Below are 23,517 nucleotides of genomic sequence, written 5' to 3'. Positions count from 1 at the left end.
CCGAACCAGTGGTAGGACCTCTGAGGGCACCGCTTCGCACCGCAAGTGAATCGCAATAACCCAACACCAGGTCTGCTGCCAGACGCAATTGGCTTTGAATTCCCAGGTAAGAAGGCCCCCGTACATACCATTGCGCCTGCTTGAGGGGGGAATGAAGTTCGATTGCTGCGGCCAAGTGGTGATTGATGACGAAGGCTGACTGGGCGCGCGCGGTCTCCAGTAATGTGTTCTGCGTCGGATGCATGGTATAAACTCCTGGATATCGAAGGTGGTGTCGTGCGAAGCCGGGCTGGCATGCCAATCCTGCACGAATTGCAGCCTTTGTGCGGCGACTTCTGTTTGTAAAACCATAGTCCAATTCGCCTGTCCTTCGGCAGGTTCGGAATACACTCAGGTAGCTGTTGGGTTGAAATTTGCAGCGTTGACACTGATGGACAAAGGTGAGCACCTCTTAGCTCAGATCAAGTCAGAAGCCGACCGCAGCTCCTCTTGTTTCTAAGACGTCTTGCCTGTGATGGACGTAAAGAGATCAGAAAAATGACATCTGCCAATCCCACGAATGGCAGCGGATCCAGCGCCAAGTCCGGTTCCGTCGTCCTCAACAGCCAAATCCTTGCAGAACCGGCAAGCGTTTTTCCGATCGTCGCCATCGGCGCGTCTGCGGGAGGGCTTGAAGCCTGTCGCAAGCTGCTCAGTGGTGTTTCGTCCCCGAGCGGAATGGCCTTTATTTTCGTCCAGCATCTGGATCCAAACCATAAAAGCCTGATCGCTGAGCTGCTCAAAGACAATACGAAGATGAAGGTCATGGAAGCGCGCGATGATGTCGTCATCGAGCGTGACCACGTCTACGTCATAGCACCTGGCACCTATCTTGTGGTGGAGGATGGTCTCCTGCGCGTCGTAAAGGCAACACCGCCCCATGGAGCCCGGTTGCCATTTGACGCCCTGTTGAAGTCTCTCGCAGACTATGCCGGGGCATCCGCGATCTGCATCGTTCTGTCGGGAACAGGCGCAGATGGAAGCGCAGGGCTTGCCTCGATTAAACAAAGAGGTGGCTTAGTCATCGTTCAGCAGCCGGAAGAGGCGGCCTATGACGGTATGCCGCGAAGCGCTGTCATGACCAATCTTGCCGACAAGATCCTGACCTTGCAGGAAATGCCCCGAGCCATTGCTGATGTTGCCCAGAAGCTCACTGAGGCCCCGCAGCAGGCAAAATCGCCAGGGGCGACGAAATCTATGATAGTCCTCAGCGATATTATAGCGTTGCTGCGCTCCAAGACCGCACTTGACTTCACATCCTACAAGCAGGGCACGCTTCAACGGCGCGTCGAACGGCGCATGGGGATGAACGGCGTCCCATCAAACGACATGGATCAGTACATGGCGATCCTCGAGAAGGATCCAGACGAACGGGAAAACCTCGCCAAAGACCTGCTTATCAATGTCACAAACTTTTTTCGTGATAAACAGGTGTTCGATACGCTCAACGACACGATCATACCCGACCTCGTGAAGGCCCATAAAACAGACCAGCCGATTAGGGTCTGGATTGCCGGATGCAGCAGTGGTGAGGAAGCCTATTCTATTGCCATTCTGTTCCGGGAGGAGTTGGCCGATACCAATTCGAGTGTGAAGCTGCAGCTCTTTGCGTCCGACGTCGACGAGGATGCCGTCGCGACCGCACGTGAGGGACTGTATCCGGAAGCCATCAAGGCCGACATTTCCCCCGATCGGCTCTCCCGTTTCTTCATGAAGGAAGATAAGGGCTACAGAGTCGTACCGGAAATTCGTTCCAACGTGGTCTTCACCGTACAGGACGTTCTTGCCGATCCGCCTTTTTCCCGGATAGATCTGGTGTCCTGCCGAAATCTGTTGATCTATCTGGAACCCGATGCGCAGGCGAAGGCGATATCACTGTTCCATTTTGCGCTTCGCGAAGGGGGGATTCTGCTTCTGGGAAGTTCAGAGACCGCCGGAAAGGTGGAGGGCCGCTTCGAGACGATTTCGAAGTCGAACCGGATCTATCGCCACATCGGCCGTAGCCGCCCGGGGGATATGATGTTTTCGTTGAACTCCGCTGATACAGCCCGTGCGCCGCAGCGGTCCGGGACGCAAGCTGCGCCTGTCAAACCGTCGGCTTTGGCGGACATCTGCAGGCAAAAGGTTCTGGAGGTGTTTGCGCCGGCAGCAGTGCTGATCAATCAGAAGAACGAATGCCTCTATACCATGGGGCGCATTGGGCAGTATCTGGCGGTAGCACCTGGATATCCGACCAGCGACCTGCTGGCCATGACACCGCAGGCGCTCCACACCAAGCTGCGCTCGGCGATCCAGCGTTGCAGCCAGCAGAAGACCAGCATCACCGCATCCGGCGGCGAGATCGATAACGGCCATGGCACCGTCAAACGTTTCACCGTGCATGTCGAGCCGATAGATCATAATAACGAGAGCCTTTTTCTCATCTGCTTTATCGATGATCCGGACATCAAGAAGGGTAAGGAGGCCGGTATCACTGATGACGCTGATGTCGGAAGGATCGAGGAACTTGAGCTCGAACTCGAGTCCACGAGAACCGAACTCAATGGCGCGATCAGCAACCTCGAAACCTCCGGTCAGGAACAGAAGGCGATCAACGAAGAAGCGCTCTCATTTAACGAAGAATACCAATCGACCAACGAGGAGCTGTTGACCTCGAAGGAGGAACTGCAGTCCTTGAACGAAGAGCTGACGGCGTTGAACGGTCAGTTGCAGGAAACGCTGGAGCGGCAGCGCACCACATCGAACGACCTGCAGAATATCCTGTACAGCACCGCTGTTGCGACGCTGTTCCTCGATGCCGACCTGAACATCCGCTTTTTCACGCCTGCTACGAAGACGCTGTTCAATGTCATTCCAAGCGATATCGGCCGGCCGCTGGCCGATCTCAGTTCTCTTGCAATCGATACAACGCTTCTGACCGACGCGAAGTCGGTGCTTGTTGATCACGCGCCCCTCGAACATAAGATTGAAGCAAAGAGCGGCCTTTGGTACATGCGTCGTATCATGCCCTATCTCGACGAGGACCACGCCATTGAAGGCGTTGTCATAACCTTCGTGGATGTCACAGAGCAAAGACGGACATCGGAAGCGCTAAGGGTTGCCAAGAAGCAGGCGGATATTGCCAATGCAGCAAAATCCCGATTTCTCGCCGCAGCCAGCCATGATCTAAGGCAACCGTTGCAGACTTTGAGCCTGCTCCAGGGGCTTTTGGTCCGCAAGGTCAAGGATGAAAAAGCCCATGAGTTGCTCACCCGGTTCGAAGATACACTGGGTGCCATGTCAGGGATGCTCAATGCTCTCCTGGATATCAATCAGATCGAAGCCGGCATCGTGCGCGCGGAAGTCACGGACTTCAGAATTCAAACGCTCCTGACGTTGCTAAGAGACGAACTCACTCTCATCGCCCAGTCACAGAGTCTTGAATTCCGTGTTGTCGATTGCAGTCTGCTCGTACGTACGGATCCTCTCCTTCTCGAACAAATGATTCGCAACCTGATATCCAACGCCTTCAAGTACACCCGAACAGGAAGGGTTCTGGTCGGGTGCCGCCGGCGCGGCAAGTCGGTCAGCATTGAGATCTGGGATACCGGGATTGGTATTCCCGCTGCCGAGTTGAAATCGATCTTCGAGGAATATCACCAGATCGACAACGAGGCGCGCGAACGCGGCAAAGGGCTCGGCCTCGGGCTGTCGATCGTGCAAAGGCTGAGCGATCTTCTCGGCCACCGTATCGACGTAAAGTCGCGTCAGGCAAAGGGTTCTGTCTTCGCAATCGAGGTCGATTGCCTGCAAAGCACCGGTAAGATGAGTGACAAAAAAACACCTTCAAAATCCATCCTACTTCCCGATCAAACGGCGCGAGCAGGAAAAATCCTGATCGTCGAAGACGATACCGAGATCAGATCGTTGCTGGAGCAATTGTTGAGTGATGAAGGTCACACAGTTTTATCCGTGCCGGACGGTCCCTCCGCACTCAGCCTTATCACCTCGACCCGTCAAACGCCGGACGTGATCTTGACCGACTATAACCTTCCGGGGGGGATGAACGGTGTCGAAATCGTCACGGAACTCCGGAAAATCCGCAAGAGCGAGATACCCGTCATTGTATTGACGGGAGATATATCGACAAAGACCTTAGCGCACATTACCAGCAACAGCGTTATCCAGCTTAACAAACCGATCACGCCGAAAGAAGTCACGGCGTCGATAACGCGGCTGCTTGCGTTGCAAATCTCTCGCGAAAAACCGGTCCTTGCCGATATTGATGGCAAAAAAGGCAAAGCCCAGAGGCACGATAAAGCGGTCGTCTACGTCGTCGATGACGACGATGACTTGCGTCGATCGCTGTGCGAGCTGATCGAGGATCATGGCATCTCTGCCCAGCCCTATGAGAGCAGCGAAGCATTCCTGGCGCATTCGCATCCCGAACAGGGCGGCTGCCTCCTCGTGGATGCCTATCTTCCAGGGATGAACGGGGTAGCACTGCTCCAAAACGTCAAGCAATCCGGCCGTCAGCTTGGCGCCATCATGATCACCGGCAATAGCGATGTACAAATGGCCGTCGATGCGATGAAGGCCGGAGCGTCCGATTTCGTTGAAAAGCCGATTAACCATATGGACCTACTCGAGATCATTGACCGTGCAATTGACCAATCAAGCGATACGACGAAGCGGAACACTTGGGTCGCAAAGGCGGTCAAGCAGATCGCCTCACTGACTGTTCGCCAAAAAGAGATCATGGAACTCGTGCTTGCAGGACACCCCAGCAAGAACATTGCCGCAGATCTTGATATCAGCCAGAGAACCGTGGAGAACCATCGCGCCTCCATCATGACCAAGACCGGGTCAAAATCGCTGCCGGCACTCGCTCGTCTCGCCCTTGCCGCATCGGAAGCCATTCAAACGGCGAGCTGATTAGGATGCGGGACTTAGGTGTAGACACACTGCGATCGATACGGCGCAGTGTGTTGGATCTCAATTCTTGCGTATTGGCAGATGAGGATTACGGGCTAATCATGACTTGCTGACAGACACTTTCGCCGGGCGCAGTAACCGGTCATGGATCATGTAGCCGTCCTCAAGGACCCCGGCGATGTGGCCGGACGCAAGGTCCGTATCGTGGATCTCCGTGATGGCTTCATGCAGGTGCGGATCGAAACGGGAGCCGAGCGCATCGATACGATGAACTCCACCTTTCTCCAGTACCTCCCGGAGCATCCGCTCCGTCGCCCTGACGCCGGCGATAAGAACCGATTGATCAGTGTTCTGTGCATTTTCATCCACTTCCTTAAGCATCCTTGCAAGACTGTCTTCGACCATCAGCAAACGAACAGCGAAGGTTGAAATGGCAAAACGCTTATCGTCTTCGGCGGTACGTTGCAGTCGCTTGCGCAGGTTGTCGGAATCCGCCAGAGCGCGCTGTAGCCGGTCAATCAACTGAGCCTGATCGGCTTGGAGCGCCTCGGCCGCAGACGGGGCCGAACCATTGGTGTTGGATTTCTCCAAGCTGTCGTCTTGAAGGGGCATCGATCTTTCTCCCAATTGTACGGTCAAGGCCGTTACGACGCTTTCTGATCGCGCTTTGCGACATCTTCGAATTCCGCATCGACAATGTTGTCATCGTCGGATGCGGATGGCTGGCCCGTGGCCGGATCGCTCGCGCTCTCGCCAATTTTCTGCAAGATCGCGCTCATGGTTGTCGTGGCGGAACGCATGGCATCGACCTGATCCCCTGCGGACGCCGACTTGAGGATGGAGAGAGCCTGTTCGGCCTCCAATTTCACTGAAGCCGGCATTTGGACCGCTGCATCAGCCAGGGTCTTTTCCGCCGTATAGATCGTCGAGTCCGCCTGGTTGCGGGCTTCAACAAGCTCCTTACGAAGCCTGTCTTCGGCGCCGTGCACTTCTGCTTCCGATACCATCCGCTCGATCTCGCCCTTGCTCAAGCCTCCGGACGCCTGGATACGGATCTTCTGTTCCTTGCCGCTCGCCTTGTCCTTTGCCGCAACATTGACGATGCCATTGGCATCGATATCGAAACTCACCTCGATTTGCGGCGTGTTGCGGGCTGCAGGCGGAATGCCGACCAGATCGAACTGCCCAAGCGGCTTGTTGTCGGCCGCCATTTCGCGTTCGCCCTGGAAAACGCTTATGGTAACGGCCGTCTGGTTGTCCTGCGCGGTCGAAAATGTCTGGCTCTTTTTCGTCGGAATGGTGACATTCCGCTCGATCAGTTTGGTCATGACCCCGCCCAGGGTCTCGATGCCGAGAGACAGTGGCGTTACGTCAAGGAGAAGAACATCCTTCACGTCACCGAGAAGCACGCCCGCCTGGATCGCAGCACCGACCGCTACTACCTCGTCGGGATTGACGCCTTTATGCGGCTCCCGCCCGAACAGCGTGTGAACCGTCTCTTGCACTTTCGGCATGCGTATCTGACCGCCGACGAGTACGACTTCGTTGATGTCAGCGGATTTCAAACCCGCATCCGCCAGCGCCGCCCTGCACGGTCCAATCGTCCGAGTCACGAGTTCGTCGACCAGTTCTTCGAGCTTCGCACGTGTCAGCTTTATCGCCAGATGCTTCGGGCCGGTCTTATCGGCGGTGATGAATGGCAGATTCACTTCCGTCTGGATGGCGCTCGACAGCTCAATCTTGGCCTTTTCGGCTGCGTCTTTCAGGCGCTGAAGTGCAAGACGATCCTTGCGCAGATCGATGCCCTGATCCTTCAAAAATTCGCTGGCAAGATAGTCCATGATCCGGTTGTCGAAGTCTTCGCCGCCCAGAAATGTGTCACCATTGGTCGATTTGACCTGGAAGACACCTTCGCCGATGTCGAGTATCGAGACGTCGAACGTGCCACCGCCAAGGTCGTAAACCGCCACCTTGCCGGCCCCATTTTTCTCGAGCCCATAGGCGAGCGCTGCTGCGGTCGGCTCGTTGATGATGCGCAGGACTTCCAGACCGGCGATCTGACCAGCATCTTTCGTGGCCTGGCGCTGCGCGTCGTTGAAATAGGCCGGGACCGTAATGACGGCTTGAGCGACCGGCTCACCCAGATAGGATTCCGCCGTTTCCTTCATTTTCTTCAAGATGAAGGAGCTGATCTGGCTCGGGCTGTATTTCTTGCCGTTGACCTGAACCCAAGCATCGCCGTTGTCGGCGCTCACGATAGTGTAGGGCACCATCGTCTTATCTTTCTGCGTGATCGGATCGTCGTAACGGCGACCAATGAGACGTTTGATCGCGAAAATCGTGTTTTCGGGATTTGTAATGCTCTGCCGCTTGGCGGGCTGGCCTACCAGGATCTCGCCATTGTCTGTGAACGCGACCATGGATGGCGTTGTGCGCGCACCTTCCGCGTTCTCAATGACTTTCGCTATCTTGCCTTCCATGACCGCGACGCAGGAATTTGTGGTGCCAAGATCGATGCCGATTGCCTTTGCCATGATGGCTCCTTGTTTTAACCCAGATCAGACCGACAAATTCAAGCAGGTGCTTGATGTCGTCGTGGTGAAATGGCGTTGAGAACTGATATTTGGTCAGATTTTCCCGTACGCTGTCGGTGATCGCGACGGCCGGTGAATCAGCCAGCGGCGAAGTCGAGCACAACACGAGACGGTACTTCCCCGCGCGCCAGCCTGCCGAGAACGTCATTGATTGCGGATAACGGTTGCAGCTCGATATCGGCTTTGACCTTTCCGTCTGCGGCAAAGGCGAGAGCTTCTGCCATGTCCAATCGCGTGCCCACGAAGGACCCTCGAACGGTGATACAATTGGCCACTACATCGAAGAGCGGAACCGGAAATTCGCCAGGCGGTAGGCCGACCAGAACGCAGGTGCCGCGTTTTCGTGTCATTGCAACACCTTGCTTGAAGGCGGGAAGGGAAGGGGCCGTTATCAAAACACCGTGCGCACCACCGCCGGTTTCTTGGCTGATCATGGCCGCCGGATCGGCATCCTTGGCGTTGACAGTAAGATCAGCGCCCAGGCCCCGCGCGTGTTCGAGCTTGCCATCATCGATATCGACCGCACAGACTTGAAGGCCCATGATCTTGGCATACTGAATAGCAAGATGCCCGAGACCACCAACGCCCGATATCGCAATCCACTCCCCGGGCTTGGCGCCGGTTTCCTTGATACCCTTATAGGTCGTGATCCCGGCACAGATGATAGGTGCTGCGTCCCGCGCGGACAGACCCTTGGGAATGTGAGCGACATAGTCGGGATCTGCGAGAATATACTCGGCAAAGCCGCCATTCTTGGTATAGCCACCGAATTCCGCTTCGCCACAGACGGTCTCCCATGCGGCCAGGCAATGTTCGCAATGACCGCAGGCCGAATAGAGCCACGGCACGCCGACGCGATCACCTTCTTTCACATTCGTCACGCCTGAACCGATCGCAACGACAATGCCGATGCCCTCATGGCCCGGTATGAACGGAGGGGTCGGTTTGACCGGCCAGTCACCTTGGGCTGCATGCAGATCAGTATGGCAGACGCCGCAGGCTTCGGTCTTGACGAGGATCTGCCCCGCCCCGACGCTGGGGATGTCATACTCGCGAAGCACCAAGGGTTGCCCGAACGCGACGACGACCGCGGCTTGCATTTTCTCTGCCATAGACTGAATTCCTGACTTTTTGGGTTGGCTTCGTCTGGTCGCGATAAGCACCGATAGGCGGTTCAAGTGGAGCTGAGTTAGCAGCCGCTCAGCGTTCACATTTTTGGAAGCTGTTGGCGGCGATAGGCTCGCAACTGATCTGATGCCGATCTTAGTCACTCGCAATGCATCGGCGGAAGGATCGGAAAGTACCTATCGGGTTAATTAAGGCTTCCCCGAAACGCTTAGCCCTCAAACGGGGAGCCGGGTCTGCGTAGTTTCCGAGGCTACCGCAACGGGACTGTCGGCCAATATCCTCAAGACTCCAAACAGAAGTCTAGGGTTGCTCTGAAGTTTCGGAGAGCCTTTCAGCAGCGGGTGGTGCCTACATGACAAAAACAACCGAACGTCCGGCAAGCCTGCCAGCAACAGATAGCACTCGGCCATGACGGTGGCCTCGAATGACGATGTGGTCAGCATCGCCCAACCCGCAACGTCTCGGAAACTTGGTCTCGGTGCGCTCACTGCGATCGTCATTGGATCGATGGTCGGGTCGGGCGTTTTCAGCCTGCCGCAAAATATGGCGGCTGGAGCCGGGCCCCTTGCTATCATCATCGGCTGGGCAATCACCGGCGTAGGTATTCTGGCGCTAGCACTCGTCTACAAAGGACTGGCCGTTCGTAAACCCGATCTCAACGCTGGTCCCTATGCTTATGCCAAAGCCGGTTTTGGCCCTTTCATCGGGTTTAACAGCGCATGGGGCTATTGGGTCTCTGCGTGGTTAGGCAACGTTTCTTACGCCGTTGTTATGTTCAGCGCTCTGTCGTATTTCGCGCCCTCGTTTGGTGATGGCAATACCTGGCAGGCGATCGTAGGCGCCTCAATCGTCCTTTGGTCAATTCACGCGCTTTTGCTTTCGGGAGTTCGAGAAGCCGCCTTCGTCAACACAATAGCGACTGTCGCCAAAATCGCGCCCATCATCCTTTTTGTCGGTATCGCCGTCGTCGCGTTCAAGATCGATATTTTCACGATCGATTTTTCGGCAAGCAAGAACATCGAGATCGGCTCCATAACCAGTCAGGTCAAAAGCACGATGCTCGTGACGCTGTGGGTATTTATCGGCATCGAAGGCGCAAGTGTGGTGTCCGCAGATGCCAAACGCCGCAAGGATATTGGCAGGGCCACCATGCTGGGTTTCGCCGTCTGCCTAGCCATCTATGCCCTTGTCTCTTTGCTATCGCTCGGGATCCTCTCCCAACCGGAACTCGCGTCTCTGAAAAATCCTTCAATGGCGGGGGTTCTCGAACACCTCGTTGGAGCATGGGGGGCAATCATCATCAATGTCGCCTTGGTCATCTCCGTACTGGGAGCTTTCCTCAGCTGGACGCTGCTGGCCGCCGAAGTGCCGCATGTCGCAGCGCTCGACGGGACCATGCCCCGCTTCTTCGGTCGTGAGAATGCCAACGGTGCACCTGCTACGTCGCTTTGGATTACCAATGGGCTCGTACAGGTTTTCCTCATCCTGACATTCTACGCGAGCAGCACCTATCAGGCGCTTTTCTCAATCGCCTCCGTTGCGATCCTGGTTCCTTACGTCTTTTCAGGCGCCTACGCGCTCAAACTGGCGTCCACCGGTGAAGCCTATGGGCCAAACGAGAGCCGCATACGCGACATCCTCGCAGGTGCTGTCGCGACGATCTACGGCATCTGGCTCGTCTATGCAGCCGGTCCCACCTACTTGTTCATGGCCGCCTTACTCTATGCTCCTGGCATCATCTTCTTCGTCATAGCAAGACGCGAAAGCGACCAGAAGAGCTTCTCGGTCGTTGAGGGCCTTTTGGCCAGTGCCCTGCTCCTTGTCGGCGCCGTTGCTGGATATCTGATCTGGCGCGGCACGATCACTCCTTTTTGAAAAGAGAATTTCCCATGTCAAAACTAGGCGCATTTTCAGAGGTCGGACCGTTGCGTGAGGTCTTGATCCACCGTCCTGATCTCAGCCTCCAACGTCTTACACCGGAAAACTGCAGGGACCTTCTTTTCGACGATGTCCTCTGGGTCAAGAGGGCACGCCAAGAGCACGACATATTTGCAGACGCCTTGCGCGAAAGAAACGTAATCGTCCGCGATTTTGGCACGATGCTTGCCGAGACCCTGGCAAACCCTGAGGCAAAGTCGTGGCTCCTCGACCGCCGCGTTTCGGCACAGACCGTTGGCGAGGACATGGAGGGTGAGCTGCGCGGATGGCTTGATGAGATGCTTCCTGCGGAACTCGGTCGCTTTCTGATCGGTGGTATCGCCCGTGCGGAGCTTCCCTTCAAGCCGACCGGTCTCGCAGGCCGTACCCTGGAGCCACGCGATTTCGTTATACCACCCTTGCCCAACCAGCTCTTTACGCGTGACAGTTCATGCTGGGTCTACGGTGGCGTCACAGTCAATCCGATGTATTGGCCGGCGCGCCGGCCCGAAGCAGTAAATCTGGCGGCTGTCTACGAGTTTCACCCGCGTTTCGCGGTGGAGAAATTTGAGACCTGGTGGGGTGATGCAGACGCCATTCCCGGAATCTCAACGCTTGAAGGCGGGGACGTTATGCCGCTTGCTGATGGGCTTGTTCTTGTCGGCATGGGTGAGCGAACGACGCCACAGGCGGTTGCGACCTTGGCGCGGCGCCTTTTTGCCAAGGGTGCTGCAACACGGGTGATCGCAGCCTTGATGCCCCGCGATCGGTCATTCATGCATCTCGACACGGTCTTCACATTCTGTGACCGCGATTTGGTGACGGTCTATCCCCCGATTGTCGACCGGATAAAAGCGTTTTCGCTGCGACCGGGCGACGGTCCGACGGGAGTTGAAATTACAGCAGAGAACGAACCTTTCCTTCATGTGGTCCAAAACGCGCTTGGCCTCACCCATCTCCGGGTAATTGCGACCGGGGGAGATGGCTATGAGGCGGAACGCGAGCAGTGGGACGATGGCAATAACCTCCTTGCAATCGAGCCTGGCGTGGTGATCGGCTACGACCGAAATGTCTACACCAACACGCTCCTGCGGCGTGCGGGTATCGAGGTGATCACCATCGATGGATCCGAACTCGGTCGCGGTCGCGGCGGCAGCCACTGCATGTCATGCCCTATCGCGCGCGATCCCCTTTGAAATTTGAAAGGCTGACCAATGCCCATTAATCTTCGCGGTCGCAGCGTCCTGACGCTCGATGATTTATCTCCGAATGAAATCCGCTTCCTGCTCCAACTGGCAGCGGAATTAAAAGCAGCTAAACAGGCTGGGACCGAACAGCCCCGTTTATCCCGGCGCAACATTGCCTTGATATTCGAGAAAGACTCCACACGAACAAGGACGGGTTTCGAAGTGGCCGCTTACGATCAGGGAGCGCATGTGACCTATCTTGGCCCGTCCGGCAGCCACATCGGGCATAAGGAATCCATGAAGGACACTGCGCGCGTCCTCGGCCGGATGTATGATGCCATCGAGTACAGGGGCTTCGGGCAGACCATCGCCGAGGTTCTGGCAAAGAATGCGGGCGTGCCGGTCTATAATGGTTTGACGAATGAAACCCATCCGACACAAACGCTTGCCGACTTCATGACGATGCGTGAATTTACCCACAAGCACCTGTCGGATATGTCCGTGGCATTCCTCGGCGATGGACGGGATAATGTCGGTCTTTCGCTTGCCATAGGCGCAGCAAAAGTCGGCATGGAGCTGCGTATTGCTGCTCCTCGCAAATTCTGGCCTGATGACGGGTTTATAAAGCACTTTCAAGATCTAGCTAAAGACACCGGTGCCCTATTGGTGGTGACGGAGGATACAAACGAGGCAGTCAAGGGCGTCGATTTCATCTACACCGACGTCTGGCTATCTATGGGCGAAGACGAGACAGCATGGCCCGCGAGGACGAAAGCCTTGCTGCCCTACCGAGTCACCTCTGAGATGATGTCTGCAACTGGCAATCCCCATACGAAGTTCATGCATTGTCTGCCGGCCTTCCACAACGCTGAAACAGAAGTCGGTGCACGGATAAAAAAGGAACTTGGACTCGATTGCATGGAAGTGACGGACGACGTTTTCGAGTCCAATGCATCGATCGTTTTTGACCAGGCGGAAAACCGCATGCACACGATAAAAGCGTTGCTTGTCGCCACGATCGCAGGGTGAACGGATGCTTATTGTCGTCGCCCTTGGAGGCAATGCCCTGTTGAAACGCGGCGAGCCGATGACCGTGGAAATGCAAAGAACCAACATTCGTGGTGCGGCCCGCTCGCTGGCGACGTTGATCGGCGCCGGCCATACTGTAGTGGTGACGCACGGCAACGGCCCTCAGATCGGACTGCTTGCCCTGCAGGCTGCGGCGGGACCGAAGGACGGCCTGTATCCGTTGGATATTCTCGGCGCGGAAACTGACGGGATGATCGGCTACATGATCGAGCAGGAGCTGCGAAATGCTCTGCCGAAACCGGCCCTTCTCGCAACACTTCTGACCCAGATCAGGGTCGACGAAAATGATCCTGCTTTCCAGAGTCCCACCAAGCCGATCGGGCCAGTCTACGACGAGATTACGGCCGAGCAGATCCGGCAGGAGCAAGGCTGGACGTTTGCTATCGACGGCTCGAGATGGAGGCGGGTTGTCGCGTCGCCGGAGCCCCGTGAGATTCTGGAATTGGCTGTTATCGCCATGTTGGTTAATTGTGGTGTAATCGTGATCTGCGCCGGAGGCGGTGGCGTTCCCGTCGTTAGTCGCGGCGATGGTGATCTCGCAGGGATTGAAGCGGTAATCGACAAAGATCGCGCCAGCGCGCTTCTGGCAGAGCGTCTGAATGCCGACATGCTCCTGCTGCTGACAGACGTCGATGCGGTTTACATTGATTTCGGACAGCCATTCGCAAAGGCCGTTGCGAACGTAAGCATTTCGGCTTTGGCAGGCCAATCCTTTGCCGCAGGCTCCATGGGTCCAAAAATAGAGGCGGCGACAAAGTTCGTCAACATGCCTGGAAAAATGGCTGCCATTGGCCGTCTGGAGGACGCACTGGCGATCGTGAATGGCAAAGCCGGGACACGGATCGTAGCCGGCGAAGGCGGAATTCAGTTTCGCAACTAGATCGCGGCAGGTTCGGGAGAGGGGAAGAACCGGTCCGGCGGCGAGAAACACGGGCGCCACAGCGCCATGAAGAGGCATATCAGCCGATGATTCCCAATTCGACGATCGGCACGGAGGCCGAAAACTGGTACGAAAAATCGTCAAACGAGGTTTTGGACGTTTTCGACTCGTCATCCAGCGGGCTTTCCTCTGCGGAGGCCGCCGCCCGCCTTGTTGCGGATGGGCCGAACCAGATCAAGCAAGCCAAGCGTCCAGGCGTCGCTCGCATTCTTCTCTCACAGTTTCGCAGTCTCATTATCTGGATCCTGATCGTGGCCGGGGCAGTTTCCGGGATCATGGGCGAGATGGCAAATGCGATCGCCATCCTCGTGATCGTGGTGCTGAATGCCTTTATGGGTTTTTATCAGGAACTGAGCGCCGAACGATCGGTCGATGCGCTCAGGCTTCTCACAGCCCCTGAGGTTAAGCTGCGGAGAGACGGCCGCGTCCTATCGTTCCCGGCGGTGCAAGTCGTGAAGGGGGACATTCTGATGCTGGAAGCCGGCGACCTTGTCGCAGCCGATTCCCGCATTCTCCAGGCAGCGTCTCTCTCTATCATGGAGGCCACGCTCACCGGGGAATCGGAGACCGTCGAAAAGCAGGCCGCAGCGTTTTTGCCGGGTAAAATCCCGATCGGCGATCAATCCAATATGGTGTTCATGGGCACCAGCGTCGCTGCGGGCACGGGAGAGGCCGTTGTCGTTGCGACGGCAATGGACACGCAGCTAGGGCGTATCGCCAGTTTGCTCGACCAAGCCCAAAGTGAAAAAAGGACGCCACTCCAACAGAAGCTAGATGCTTTCGGGCGGCTGCTCATCTGGATCGCTCTGGGTATCGTAGCAGTGCTGTTCGGCCTCGGGTACTTGCGGGGAACGCCCTTGGGCGAACTCTCGCTGACCGCCATCGGTCTGGCGGTGGCAGCCGTGCCGGAGGGCTTACCGGCTATTGTAACGGTTGCGCTATCCGTCGGGGTCCTCCAGATGGCGCGGCGGCGCGTTCTCGTGCGCAAACTCGCTACCGTGGAAACGCTGGGATCCACCACCGTGATTTGCACAGACAAAACCGGAACGTTGACTGTCGGGCAAATGACGGTGCGGGCGCTCTATGTCGCCGGGATCAGCTACGACGTTACGGGTGAAGGTTACGGTCCGGATGGACAGATCCTGTTCGCTGACAAGATTGCTGCGGGTGATCATTTGCCGCGACTGCTGGCACTTGCAAGCGTTCAGATCGGCTGCAACAACGCCCACCTTTTCGAAGAGGAGGGGATCTGGCGCGTAATCGGGGACCCCACCGAAGGCGCCTTGCTGGTATCCGGCGGCAAGGCGGGCGCTAACCGGGTACATATGGATGAAGAAAGCCCGGTCATCATCGAGTTGCCGTTCGATTCGGACCGAAAGAGAAGCTCAGTGGTCCGCAAGATGCCGAATGGGCGTCTGGGAGCCTATGTCAATGGTGCACCTGGACCACTACTGGCCAGGTGCTCTCACATTTACACCCAGCGAGGGGTCGTGCCTCTTTTGAGTGAGGATCGGCGTGCAATTTTATCGGTCATATCCGGAATGGCAAAACGTTCACTACGCGTCCTCGGCTCTGCTCAGCGAGACTTCGATCTGGTCCTGAATACCGACATCTGCGCAGACGAGGTGGAATGCAATCTCACGTTCGTCGGCCTTGCCGGCATGTTTGATCCGCCCCGTTCCGAAGCAAAAGGTGCTATCGCCAACTGCCACGCTGCCGGTATTCGGGTTGTCATGATCACCGGAGATCATCCCGAAACTGCATCTGCGATCGCGACCGACCTTGGAATAGCATCTGGCGCTCTGGCCACCACGGGTACGGACCTGGAGGCAACGAGCGAGAGCGACTTACGGGAGCGGGCGCCGCTCATCAGCGTTTATGCCAGGGTCACAGCCGAGCATAAGCTTCGCATCGTGCGCGCTCTGCAAGCGAATGGCGATGTCGTCGCCATGACCGGAGATGGCGTGAACGATGCGCCGGCGATCAAGGGCGCAGACATCGGCATCGCCATGGGGCAGACCGGAACGCAGGTAACGAAACAGTCCGCCGACCTCATCGTGACGGATGACAACTTCGCCACTATCGTCGAGGCCGTAGAACAGGGGCGGGGGATCTACGACAGTATCCGAAAAACGCTGCAATATCTGCTGGCCGGCAGCACTGCAGAGCTCCTGCTGATGACTGTCTGTGTCATCATCGGATTGCCCGCCCCGCTTTTGCCGATCCACCTTTTGTGGATCAATCTGGTCACCGACGGATTACCGGCACTCTGTCTCGCAACAGACAGGATCGATCCATCAGTCATGAATCGTCCGCCCCGGCGCCGAAGCGAAAGCATGACTGACCGAAGATTTCTCTCGACCATGCTGCTAACGGGCCTCTTGACTGCGAGTGTCGCTTTCGGTGTCTATTTTTACACCCTCACAACAAAAGATGCCGAGACGGCCCGGACTTACGCGTTCACTGTCATGGTGTTTTCGGAGATCCTGCGCGCGTTTGGAGCGCGCAGCGAAACCGAGTCCGTCTGGAGGATATCCTTGCTGACCAATCGGAGCCTATTGGCAGTCGTGGTCGGTACGTTCGCCGTTCAGATCTGGAGCCAGCACAATGCCGTGCTCGGTGGTCTCCTGAAAACCTCGCCAATAGCCTTCCCGGATTTCTTAGTTTTGTTCATGTTTGCGGCAATTCCACTGTTTGTTCTTGAACTGTTCAAGTTGGTTCGCCCTGTCTCCGTCCAAAATTAGAACTTCGTGCATTCCACAATTAGCGAAAACTTCGACCTTTGAACCCCGGTCAGAAACGTCGAGCGGCCGACCGGACTTCTGCGACAGTTAAGGCATGATCGAAACACTTGGGCAGCAACGCACCGTTGCGATGGCTCCAACCGTCGCAGGGGCGTGGCCGTTCGCGCAAGATCAGTCAGAACGAGCAAGCATACCCAGTGGGGCATTCATACTCCACGACATGCCCGCCGGGCTGACTATAAGGTCCGCAGTCCCACCGCAGGCTGCAGGAACAATGGAATTGAGCATGACGGACCCGAAGCCGCGACGCTCCGATGGAGTAAAAGGAGGCCCATTGCGCTCAGACCAATGAAATTTGAAGACTCCTTCTTTTTCATCCACGGACCAGTGGATAGAGATTTCACCAGTCGGTACTGAAAGCGCGCCATGCTTGACTGCGTTGGTCGCGAGTTCGTGGATCGCCAACCCAAGATACTCCGCCGGGGCCGCTTGCAGCCGAATGTCCGGACCGGCAATATCGATTTGAGGGATATCCTGCTTTACCACGAATGAGATTTGCGATCGGACAAGGTCGCTGATTGGAGCGGCTCGCCAATTTTCCTTCTCGAATACCTGGTACGAGGTAGAAAGAGAATGCAGGCGACGCTCCAAGGCCGCCTGAAATTCAGGAACCGTCGTGGTATACTTGGAAATCTGCCGAGAGATTGCCCCGATAATCGCAAACATATTCCTGGCACGATGGGTCACTTCCTTGACGAAAAGCTCCGCAATTTCTGCCCGTTCGCGAGGGGCGGCATCAAGGACTGAGAGAATGACAGCCGTCTCGGATTCGCCCAGTGAAATTGGGTTCAATGCGATGTCAACAGATACCTCTGTGCCGTCCTTTTTGCGTGCGGTCAGCCGCCGCCCCTCGGCCATAGGGCGTGCCGTCGGATGTGTCATGAAATCTTTTCGGAACGTTTCGTGACGGGTGCGGGCTCCGGAAGGCACAAGAATTTCTATTGGCTCGCCAACCAATTCGTCCTTCAGATATCCGAATAGTTTTACGGTCGCGTTGTTCATATGCCTTATCTTGCCGGCCTGATCGACCATCAGCACAGCTATTGGCACATGCTCGAACAAAGCACTGGAAACCACCGGGGTCGGCTCCAAATATGCCTTGGGCTTATGGGCGACCTCATCATCCACGCCAGGATTGGAAAAATTCCCTTTGTCCCACTTGGAGGTGCATGAAGTTAGTCTGTCCCTTTCAGGTCGAAGTAAGTCGCTTTCGCTCATGAGCGCTGGTCTCCCCGTGTATAGACGCTTTTGCACGTCGTTATGTTTCTGCCCACTGCCCCTAGGCGTTCGTCCAGCTGAGTTGTTTCTGCGGTAGGCATTGCCCAGAGAAATATCTTCGAGTTCAGGGTTCGCGATTGAGAAGGTAAGTGCTTAAAGCGGCAAATCGAGGCGCATCAGAAGCGGTGCGATTTGCCGATCTCTTTTTTTCGTGGCGGCAAGCTCGGCTACCCTTGAGGAGGTTCTTAACTCCAGGCAATACCTTTGCACCATCAGTGCGATAAAAGCACAGGCATATCCAAGTTTCCCAACAGTGATCGGGTTACACCGCCTAAGATGAATTCCCGAAATCTGGACTGACCAAATCCCCCGGCCACAAGCAGGTTCGCGCCATTTTCCTTTGCCACTGCCTGTAACGTAATGGCCGGCGATAACCCAGCGGACTGCGCGGAGATGATGTCGACTGGGAGCCCGGAGTTACGAAGTACGGTCGCATACTGATCGCGATTATTCGTATCAATCGTCTTGTCGTTATTCACTGAAATCAGAATAACCTTGGAACTCCCGCCCAGAAATGCTCTGGCTCCAGTCAAGGCTCTCGCCAGCGTCTGGCTCCCGTCCCATGCGATCGCAATCGTGGCAAAACGATCAGGGCACATATCGGTTGGGAATAATAACAGTGGTCTGCCGCTTTCAAACAGGACACATTCAATAATTGGCCTTCCTATTTCGGAGGCCTCGAGGATATTCAGATCATAGACCCGCGATAATTCCGCAATCCGGCTTCCAACGAAAGTTTCTGCGCACTCGAACGAGCCGATACTGATAGCCACACCGGCTTCTTCTGCATAATCGTGCAGTGTCGTTTTTAGGACGGTTCCGGCATTCCGACTAGACCACTCTGCTTCTTCTTTCAGTTTTTCGATATCAAGCATTGTTGGAAAGGGTGGAGATAAGTATGGCGCCTTGACCTGATGAACATTGACGTTGAGGTGCGCGCTTTCGTTACTTGCGACTTCAACTGCATTTTGCAACAGGGTAAATGATGTCGCATCTGGATATGTCATCAATGGAAGGTGGAATTGAAGTTTCAAGGCGTATCTCCTCGTGGCCAGCTCGCACTAACAGACTTCCGTGATGCCCCAACCGCCGCAGCGCCAGACATTGGCGTGTTCCTAGCGGGCGTCATAAGCCAGTCTCACACATTTGAAGATATGAAGCAGTTGGGCGACCAAGTAGGCGCAGTGAAACTGCATTAAATAATCCACGTTAAAGCCTATCTATGCGACCAATGCGGCCGACCGAGGTGGGGTGCGCACCAGATTTGTGCGTGATGAGACCTCAACATATTCCGTGCCGCGGCAATCGGTAGCTTCGGAAACTACTTAACCTCGTCAACCACGAAATGACGGTGTGGACGGCCGTGTTCTTCAGTTATCTTGGCGCGAAATTACAATGAGTACTTTCCGAGTCTGCAAGCCGGATTTTGGACAGACTATAAATGGTGCCGTCGCTTCTCCGGGACGCTTGTAGTCTCATGGCACAGCCCATGAGCTGTGGCGTCGCTCAACGCTGCGGGTACACGACGACCGCGATGATTATCTTGATCGATTCCGTTCTCATCGGCGTGATATCGACAGCCGCCCGTAGGGAATGAAGACTTTGCGGTACAGTCCTAAACCAAGCCATCCATCGGCAAGCCAAGGGCGAACCTATTCCATTATCCAAGCGTTCCCCATGAGAAAAAGGTGTGAAGGACACGATGGAAAAACACAGTCTAACGAGCGAAAACGCCGAGACACGGCTCGCTCTATTCGATTTCGCGTTCCAGCATGCTCCCATTGGGATAGCTTTGGTCGATACGGACGGCTTTATAATTCGTGGCAACGAAACCTTCGCGCGGCTTGTCGGCATGCCGATCAGCGAAGTGGCAGGGAAACCTTTTAAGAACTTCACTCACCCTGACGATATCAAAGCCGACCTGGCGTTGTTTCGAGAAGCGCTCGAAGGCAAGCGGGACAGCTATACCATTGAGAAGCGCTATATCCGCCCGGCAGGTGACATCGTCCATGTCAGGATACACGTCGGGGCGATGCGCGGTACCGGTGGACGCGTCGCAAAATTTATCACGCAGATTGAAGACATCACCTTTGCCAAGAAAACCGAGCGCATCCTTGCTGAGAAGGCTGCCCAGCTCGAACTGGCGCTAGAGACGGTGCGCGGCGGTTTTTGGCAAATGGACCTCCCCGAAAAGAAATTCGAAACCTCCGATCGTCTGGCTCGTTTCATCAATGGTCCAAAGGCCGCGACGCTTGATCTCGCGCATTACACCGAAAAAATCAATGCACAGGACGGTGCGGCAGCCGACTTGACGTCGCTGATCTCCGGGGCCACAGACCAGAATGTCTCGGAGTACAGGCTTTCCACGGTCAACGGAGAGCGCTGGATGCGATGCGATCGGCGGCTGCTTCGTGATGCCGACGGAAGGCCTCTCAAGATCGTAGGGATGGCTGTTGATTTCACCGACGAGCATAAACAAATCGAAAGCTTGGAGCTTCACTCTTACACTGACGCCCTCACGGGTTTGCTTAACCGGCGCGGACTGGCGAAACGGTTCAAGTCAATGTCCTCGTCGGATGGATACACATTGCTCGCCATTGACCTTGACGGCTTCAAGGAGGTCAACGACATCTATGGTCATCCGACTGGAGATGCCGTGCTTGTGGAAACCGCGCGCCGGCTGCCGGCTACCGTCAGGGACAGCGACCTCGTGTGCCGGATCGGTGGTGACGAGTTTGTCATTGTCGTTGCGGGAGACAGGGTTGACGGAGTGGCAATCGCTGAGAGGGTGGTGACCGCAATGAGATCTCCCGTTGTAATCCAAGGCCTTTCTCTGGGCGTGCGGGCAAGTGTCGGCGGCGTCTGGACGGCGGTCAAGGGCGACATCGGAGAGCTTATCTCGAAAGCTGACCAGCTGCTCTATAGGGTAAAGGCATCAGGGAAAGACGGCGTGCAATTCGAAAGTGACTTGGTGCCTTCTGGTTCCTTAAAAGTTGAGAACCAGGTGCCGTAAGGAGTGTTCACGACCATTGGATGGTTACAACTCGGCTCTCTGCCATTTATAGGGCAGGACCACGGTCACCAATAACGATTTCTGCAAACAATCAGGCAACCCAGTACCAGTCGCTCAGGTGCTTGTGAAAATCTCAGGAGAAGCAGCGAATGGCAGTTCAAGCAATCAACGTCGTGAGGTTCTCTGTGACGATCCTGGTCGCTTTGAGTGGAGAAGCGGTAAAGGCGGCTTCGAACGCCGTTGAGGTCGGCCACAAAATCGTGACAACAAAATGCGCATCCTGTCACGCCGTCGGCAGCACGGGGACCAGTCCTCTGAATGCTGCCCCCCGGTTTCGCGATCTTCATCTTCGCTATGATGTGGAGGTTCTGAGCGAGGCCTTGGTCGAGGGCATCATGACGGCCCATCCGGCGATGCCCCAGTTTGTGTTCAGCGCCGGTGATGCGGGAGCAATCATTGCTTATCTTAAGTCACTTGATCAATAGCAACACCACCGGATTTACGACCCAGATTCTAGCACTCCGAATAATCCCATTCCTCAATTTCGAACGAAGCGTTTGCTCTGATTGATCACCGCAACAGGTGCTAAACTTGCCGGCCGTCGAGCGGGGCGACGTCGGATGTCAGCTGTGGTTTGATATCTCGGCGTAGCACGACGACAGTTGGGTCATCTTCGGCGTCGCAGACATTAAACTCCATATCACGCTCCAGCTCGATCGCCGCGTGGTTCTCACGGCTTTCGAGGGATTCGATGCTCTTGAAATTGTGCCGCTCTGCATAGCGGCAGATATGCGCGAGCATTTCCCAGCTTATCCCCTGATGCTTGTAGTCATTGCGGATCGTGAGCGCGACTTCTCCGCGCTGAGTATCTTCGCCAGCCGCCAGCATGGCCACTGCCAGCAGCGTTTCATTCGGTGCGAACGCAAGGAAATTTACCACCCGAGGATCATCGACGCCCGTCATTGCGATGAGCCGTTCGTGAGATACGGTCTTCATGCCGGACAGAAATCGAAATCGAATATCCTCAGGCGTCACGTGTGTGAAAAACTCGGCAACGATCGCTTCGTCTTGCGGCGCAGCGTGGCGGACATGGAAGCGAAAACCAGTGCGTGTGGTCAGGTCGTCATCGGTATCGTCGAGCATTTCATGTCTCCTTCGAGCCGGCGCAAAGTTCGCCAAATAGCGGCGTTGGTTGGATCAACCGTTGTGTCCCCTCATTGAGGGTTATAGCGATCCGATCTTGCTGCACTTTGATCTAGTGCAACAACTGCTTAACGGAAGACCCGTCGGCAACGATTTCCTTCCTAAAGGGGCATTGTCCACGAATGAGCCCCGTCGAATTGATAGACGTCTGCATCTCGCGTATTTTTTATCGCGGTTACGAGCCCACAATGTGCGACGTTGCCTGAAGTCACATCCTCAGGCGAACCGGTGGCCTGTTGTATTCACATTCTAAAAATCTTGGTGGTATCAACCAGTGGCGGAGAACCGACACCAATCGGAGGACTGCTCCCAGGGTCTGAGGCGCGAGGCGACTTCACGTCTTTCGGCGGATAGTCCCTTGAAGGTGTGTGGCGTCGGCTATGGTGTTGGAAATCGTCCCATATTTGCGGGCATTCTTGTGCAGCAAATCGAGCCGCCGGTCGGTCTCAGTGGTATCGACGATTAACTCGTAGGTGATGGAAACCATTTTCGGTGGGTTGTCCTGCCGAATACCTTGAAGCGTGACCTCGACGCCGAGCAGATGAAAATTGAGCATCGGTGTAACTCGCTCAATGCCCTTAATCATGCAGGCGGCAACCGATGCAAGAAGCAGTTCGGCCGGATTGAAGGCATCGGGCCTGCCGGCCATGTCGGTATCGAGGACAATCTGCGCCTCCTTTGTCGTGGCTTCCGCCGCGTGACTGTCGATGCGGCGCGCCGCCACCCTGTATTCGAGCATAGAGTTCTCCCTCAAAATTGCTAATCGACATCGCCAGGAGGTATCCAGAGCCTATATCGCTCTGCTTTTACGTCAACGGACCGAAAGCACGCCCATATGCCTGCCTGCACACGCTCACTGCACGATAAAACGAAATGGGACCAGCGACGGGAAATACCTATCCCTGTTCAGATCAACGGCTCATCGGTATTGGCCGACTCCAGGCAACCTGACCTTTCCGGTCAGAATCGTCGGAGTCTTCTCCGATTTTATTGTTCGCTGTGGTAAATTTGAAAAGTGTGGAGAAAGGGCCTCAGCCATCGAGGACATTTGAGCAACCATTAGCGCTCCACGTGACCGAATGTCTGATGCGGGACCTCCGTTACGAAGCCCCATCGACCCAGGTCGACATGACAATGCCGAGCTTGTTTCTCACCAAGAATTTCGAGACGCATCGCGTGAGAAACGTCCGTGACGACGGCGTCATAACGTGGCTTGCGTTATTACAACGTTAGCAGCAGGCCGTGGCAATCGGGCGACCACCATCGGGTGTAAGTATTTTCCGACCCTAATGTTCGTCAACTCGGGCTGCTAAAAAGCCCTACGCACAAGCGCTTACAATCGAATGAGATAAGATGACAAACCGAAGAGTGAACCAGATTGTCATCGATCCTGCCGTATCGACGTTCGGCG

At 55.7% G+C, this 23,517-nt stretch carries 15 protein-coding genes; 8 read left to right on the top strand and 7 right to left on the bottom strand.

Annotated elements, in window-relative coordinates:
• Window positions 1-537 precede the first annotated feature (537 nt).
• Window positions 538-4,953: a chemotaxis protein CheB gene (locus R6X40_RS25890; protein ID WP_318417403.1), complete on the top strand. Its 4,416-nt coding sequence runs from the start codon at window positions 538-540 to the stop codon at window positions 4,951-4,953.
• Window positions 4,954-5,052: 99 nt separating this feature from the next.
• Here R6X40_RS25890 and R6X40_RS25885 read toward each other — a convergent pair whose 3' ends face one another.
• The 3 genes from R6X40_RS25885 to adhP all read right to left on the bottom strand — a co-directional run bounded on the left by R6X40_RS25885 (window position 5,053) and on the right by adhP (window position 8,659).
• Window positions 5,053-5,565 carry a nucleotide exchange factor GrpE gene (locus R6X40_RS25885; RefSeq protein ID WP_318417401.1) on the bottom strand — a complete coding sequence of 171 codons (513 nt, stop codon included), beginning with the start codon at window positions 5,563-5,565 and terminating at the stop codon, window positions 5,053-5,055.
• Window positions 5,566-5,597: 32 nt separating this feature from the next.
• Window positions 5,598-7,487 carry a molecular chaperone DnaK gene (gene dnaK, locus R6X40_RS25880; RefSeq protein WP_318417400.1) on the bottom strand — a complete coding sequence of 630 codons (1,890 nt, stop codon included), beginning with the start codon at window positions 7,485-7,487 and terminating at the stop codon, window positions 5,598-5,600.
• A 137-nt stretch (window positions 7,488-7,624) separates the two neighbouring features.
• Window positions 7,625-8,659 (bottom strand): alcohol dehydrogenase AdhP, encoded by a 1,035-nt coding sequence (gene adhP / locus R6X40_RS25875; protein ID WP_318417398.1) that lies wholly within the window; start codon window positions 8,657-8,659, stop codon window positions 7,625-7,627.
• 424 nt (window positions 8,660-9,083) lie between these two features.
• Here adhP and arcD point away from each other — a divergent pair, with 424 nt between their 5' ends.
• The 5 genes from arcD (at window position 9,084) to R6X40_RS25850 (ending at window position 16,552) form a co-directional block, all read left to right on the top strand.
• The gene (gene arcD / locus R6X40_RS25870; protein WP_318417396.1) at window positions 9,084-10,550 is read left to right on the top strand and encodes an arginine-ornithine antiporter; all 1,467 of its coding nucleotides are present in this window, start codon (window positions 9,084-9,086) and stop codon (window positions 10,548-10,550) included.
• A 14-nt stretch (window positions 10,551-10,564) separates the two neighbouring features.
• Entirely contained in the window at window positions 10,565-11,788 is a 1,224-nt protein-coding gene (locus R6X40_RS25865) for an arginine deiminase (protein WP_318417394.1), read from the top strand.
• 18 nt (window positions 11,789-11,806) lie between these two features.
• On the top strand, window positions 11,807-12,808 hold the full coding sequence (gene argF / locus R6X40_RS25860) for an ornithine carbamoyltransferase (protein WP_318417393.1): 1,002 nt from the start codon (window positions 11,807-11,809) through the stop codon (window positions 12,806-12,808).
• 4 nt (window positions 12,809-12,812) lie between these two features.
• Complete coding sequence (arcC, locus tag R6X40_RS25855; RefSeq protein WP_318417391.1) at window positions 12,813-13,748, top strand: carbamate kinase; 936 nt, start codon at window positions 12,813-12,815, stop codon at window positions 13,746-13,748.
• An 86-nt stretch (window positions 13,749-13,834) separates the two neighbouring features.
• Window positions 13,835-16,552: a cation-translocating P-type ATPase gene (locus tag R6X40_RS25850; protein WP_318417389.1), complete on the top strand. Its 2,718-nt coding sequence runs from the start codon at window positions 13,835-13,837 to the stop codon at window positions 16,550-16,552.
• A gap of 171 nt (window positions 16,553-16,723) precedes the next feature.
• On the opposite strand, the gene R6X40_RS25845 is transcribed toward R6X40_RS25850, so the two are convergent.
• Both R6X40_RS25845 and R6X40_RS25840 read right to left on the bottom strand, forming a co-directional pair.
• Window positions 16,724-17,830: a PAS domain S-box protein gene (locus R6X40_RS25845; RefSeq protein WP_318417387.1), complete on the bottom strand. Its 1,107-nt coding sequence runs from the start codon at window positions 17,828-17,830 to the stop codon at window positions 16,724-16,726.
• A gap of 272 nt (window positions 17,831-18,102) precedes the next feature.
• Window positions 18,103-18,924, bottom strand: coding sequence for a universal stress protein (locus R6X40_RS25840; RefSeq protein WP_318417385.1), 822 nt, complete (start codon window positions 18,922-18,924; stop codon window positions 18,103-18,105).
• 668 nt (window positions 18,925-19,592) lie between these two features.
• Between R6X40_RS25840 and R6X40_RS25835 the strand changes: the two genes are divergently transcribed.
• Window positions 19,593-20,903: a diguanylate cyclase gene (locus R6X40_RS25835; protein ID WP_318417383.1), complete on the top strand. Its 1,311-nt coding sequence runs from the start codon at window positions 19,593-19,595 to the stop codon at window positions 20,901-20,903.
• A gap of 149 nt (window positions 20,904-21,052) precedes the next feature.
• A complete protein-coding gene (locus tag R6X40_RS25830; RefSeq protein ID WP_318417381.1) occupies window positions 21,053-21,388 on the top strand; it encodes a cytochrome c in 336 nt (111 codons plus the stop codon).
• Between the two features lie 100 nt (window positions 21,389-21,488).
• On the opposite strand, the gene R6X40_RS25825 is transcribed toward R6X40_RS25830, so the two are convergent.
• Both R6X40_RS25825 and R6X40_RS25820 read right to left on the bottom strand, forming a co-directional pair.
• A complete protein-coding gene (locus tag R6X40_RS25825; RefSeq protein ID WP_318417379.1) occupies window positions 21,489-22,046 on the bottom strand; it encodes a GNAT family N-acetyltransferase in 558 nt (185 codons plus the stop codon).
• A gap of 394 nt (window positions 22,047-22,440) precedes the next feature.
• Window positions 22,441-22,845: an OsmC family protein gene (locus tag R6X40_RS25820; protein ID WP_318417378.1), complete on the bottom strand. Its 405-nt coding sequence runs from the start codon at window positions 22,843-22,845 to the stop codon at window positions 22,441-22,443.
• Window positions 22,846-23,517 lie beyond the last annotated feature (672 nt).

It is taken from the genome of Rhizobium sp. PL01 (genome assembly GCF_033447125.1).
Taxonomy (GTDB): Bacteria; Pseudomonadota; Alphaproteobacteria; order Rhizobiales; family Rhizobiaceae; genus Pararhizobium.
The sequence above is the reverse complement of the archived record's forward strand: the minus strand, read 5'-3'. Positions and strand labels throughout refer to the sequence as shown.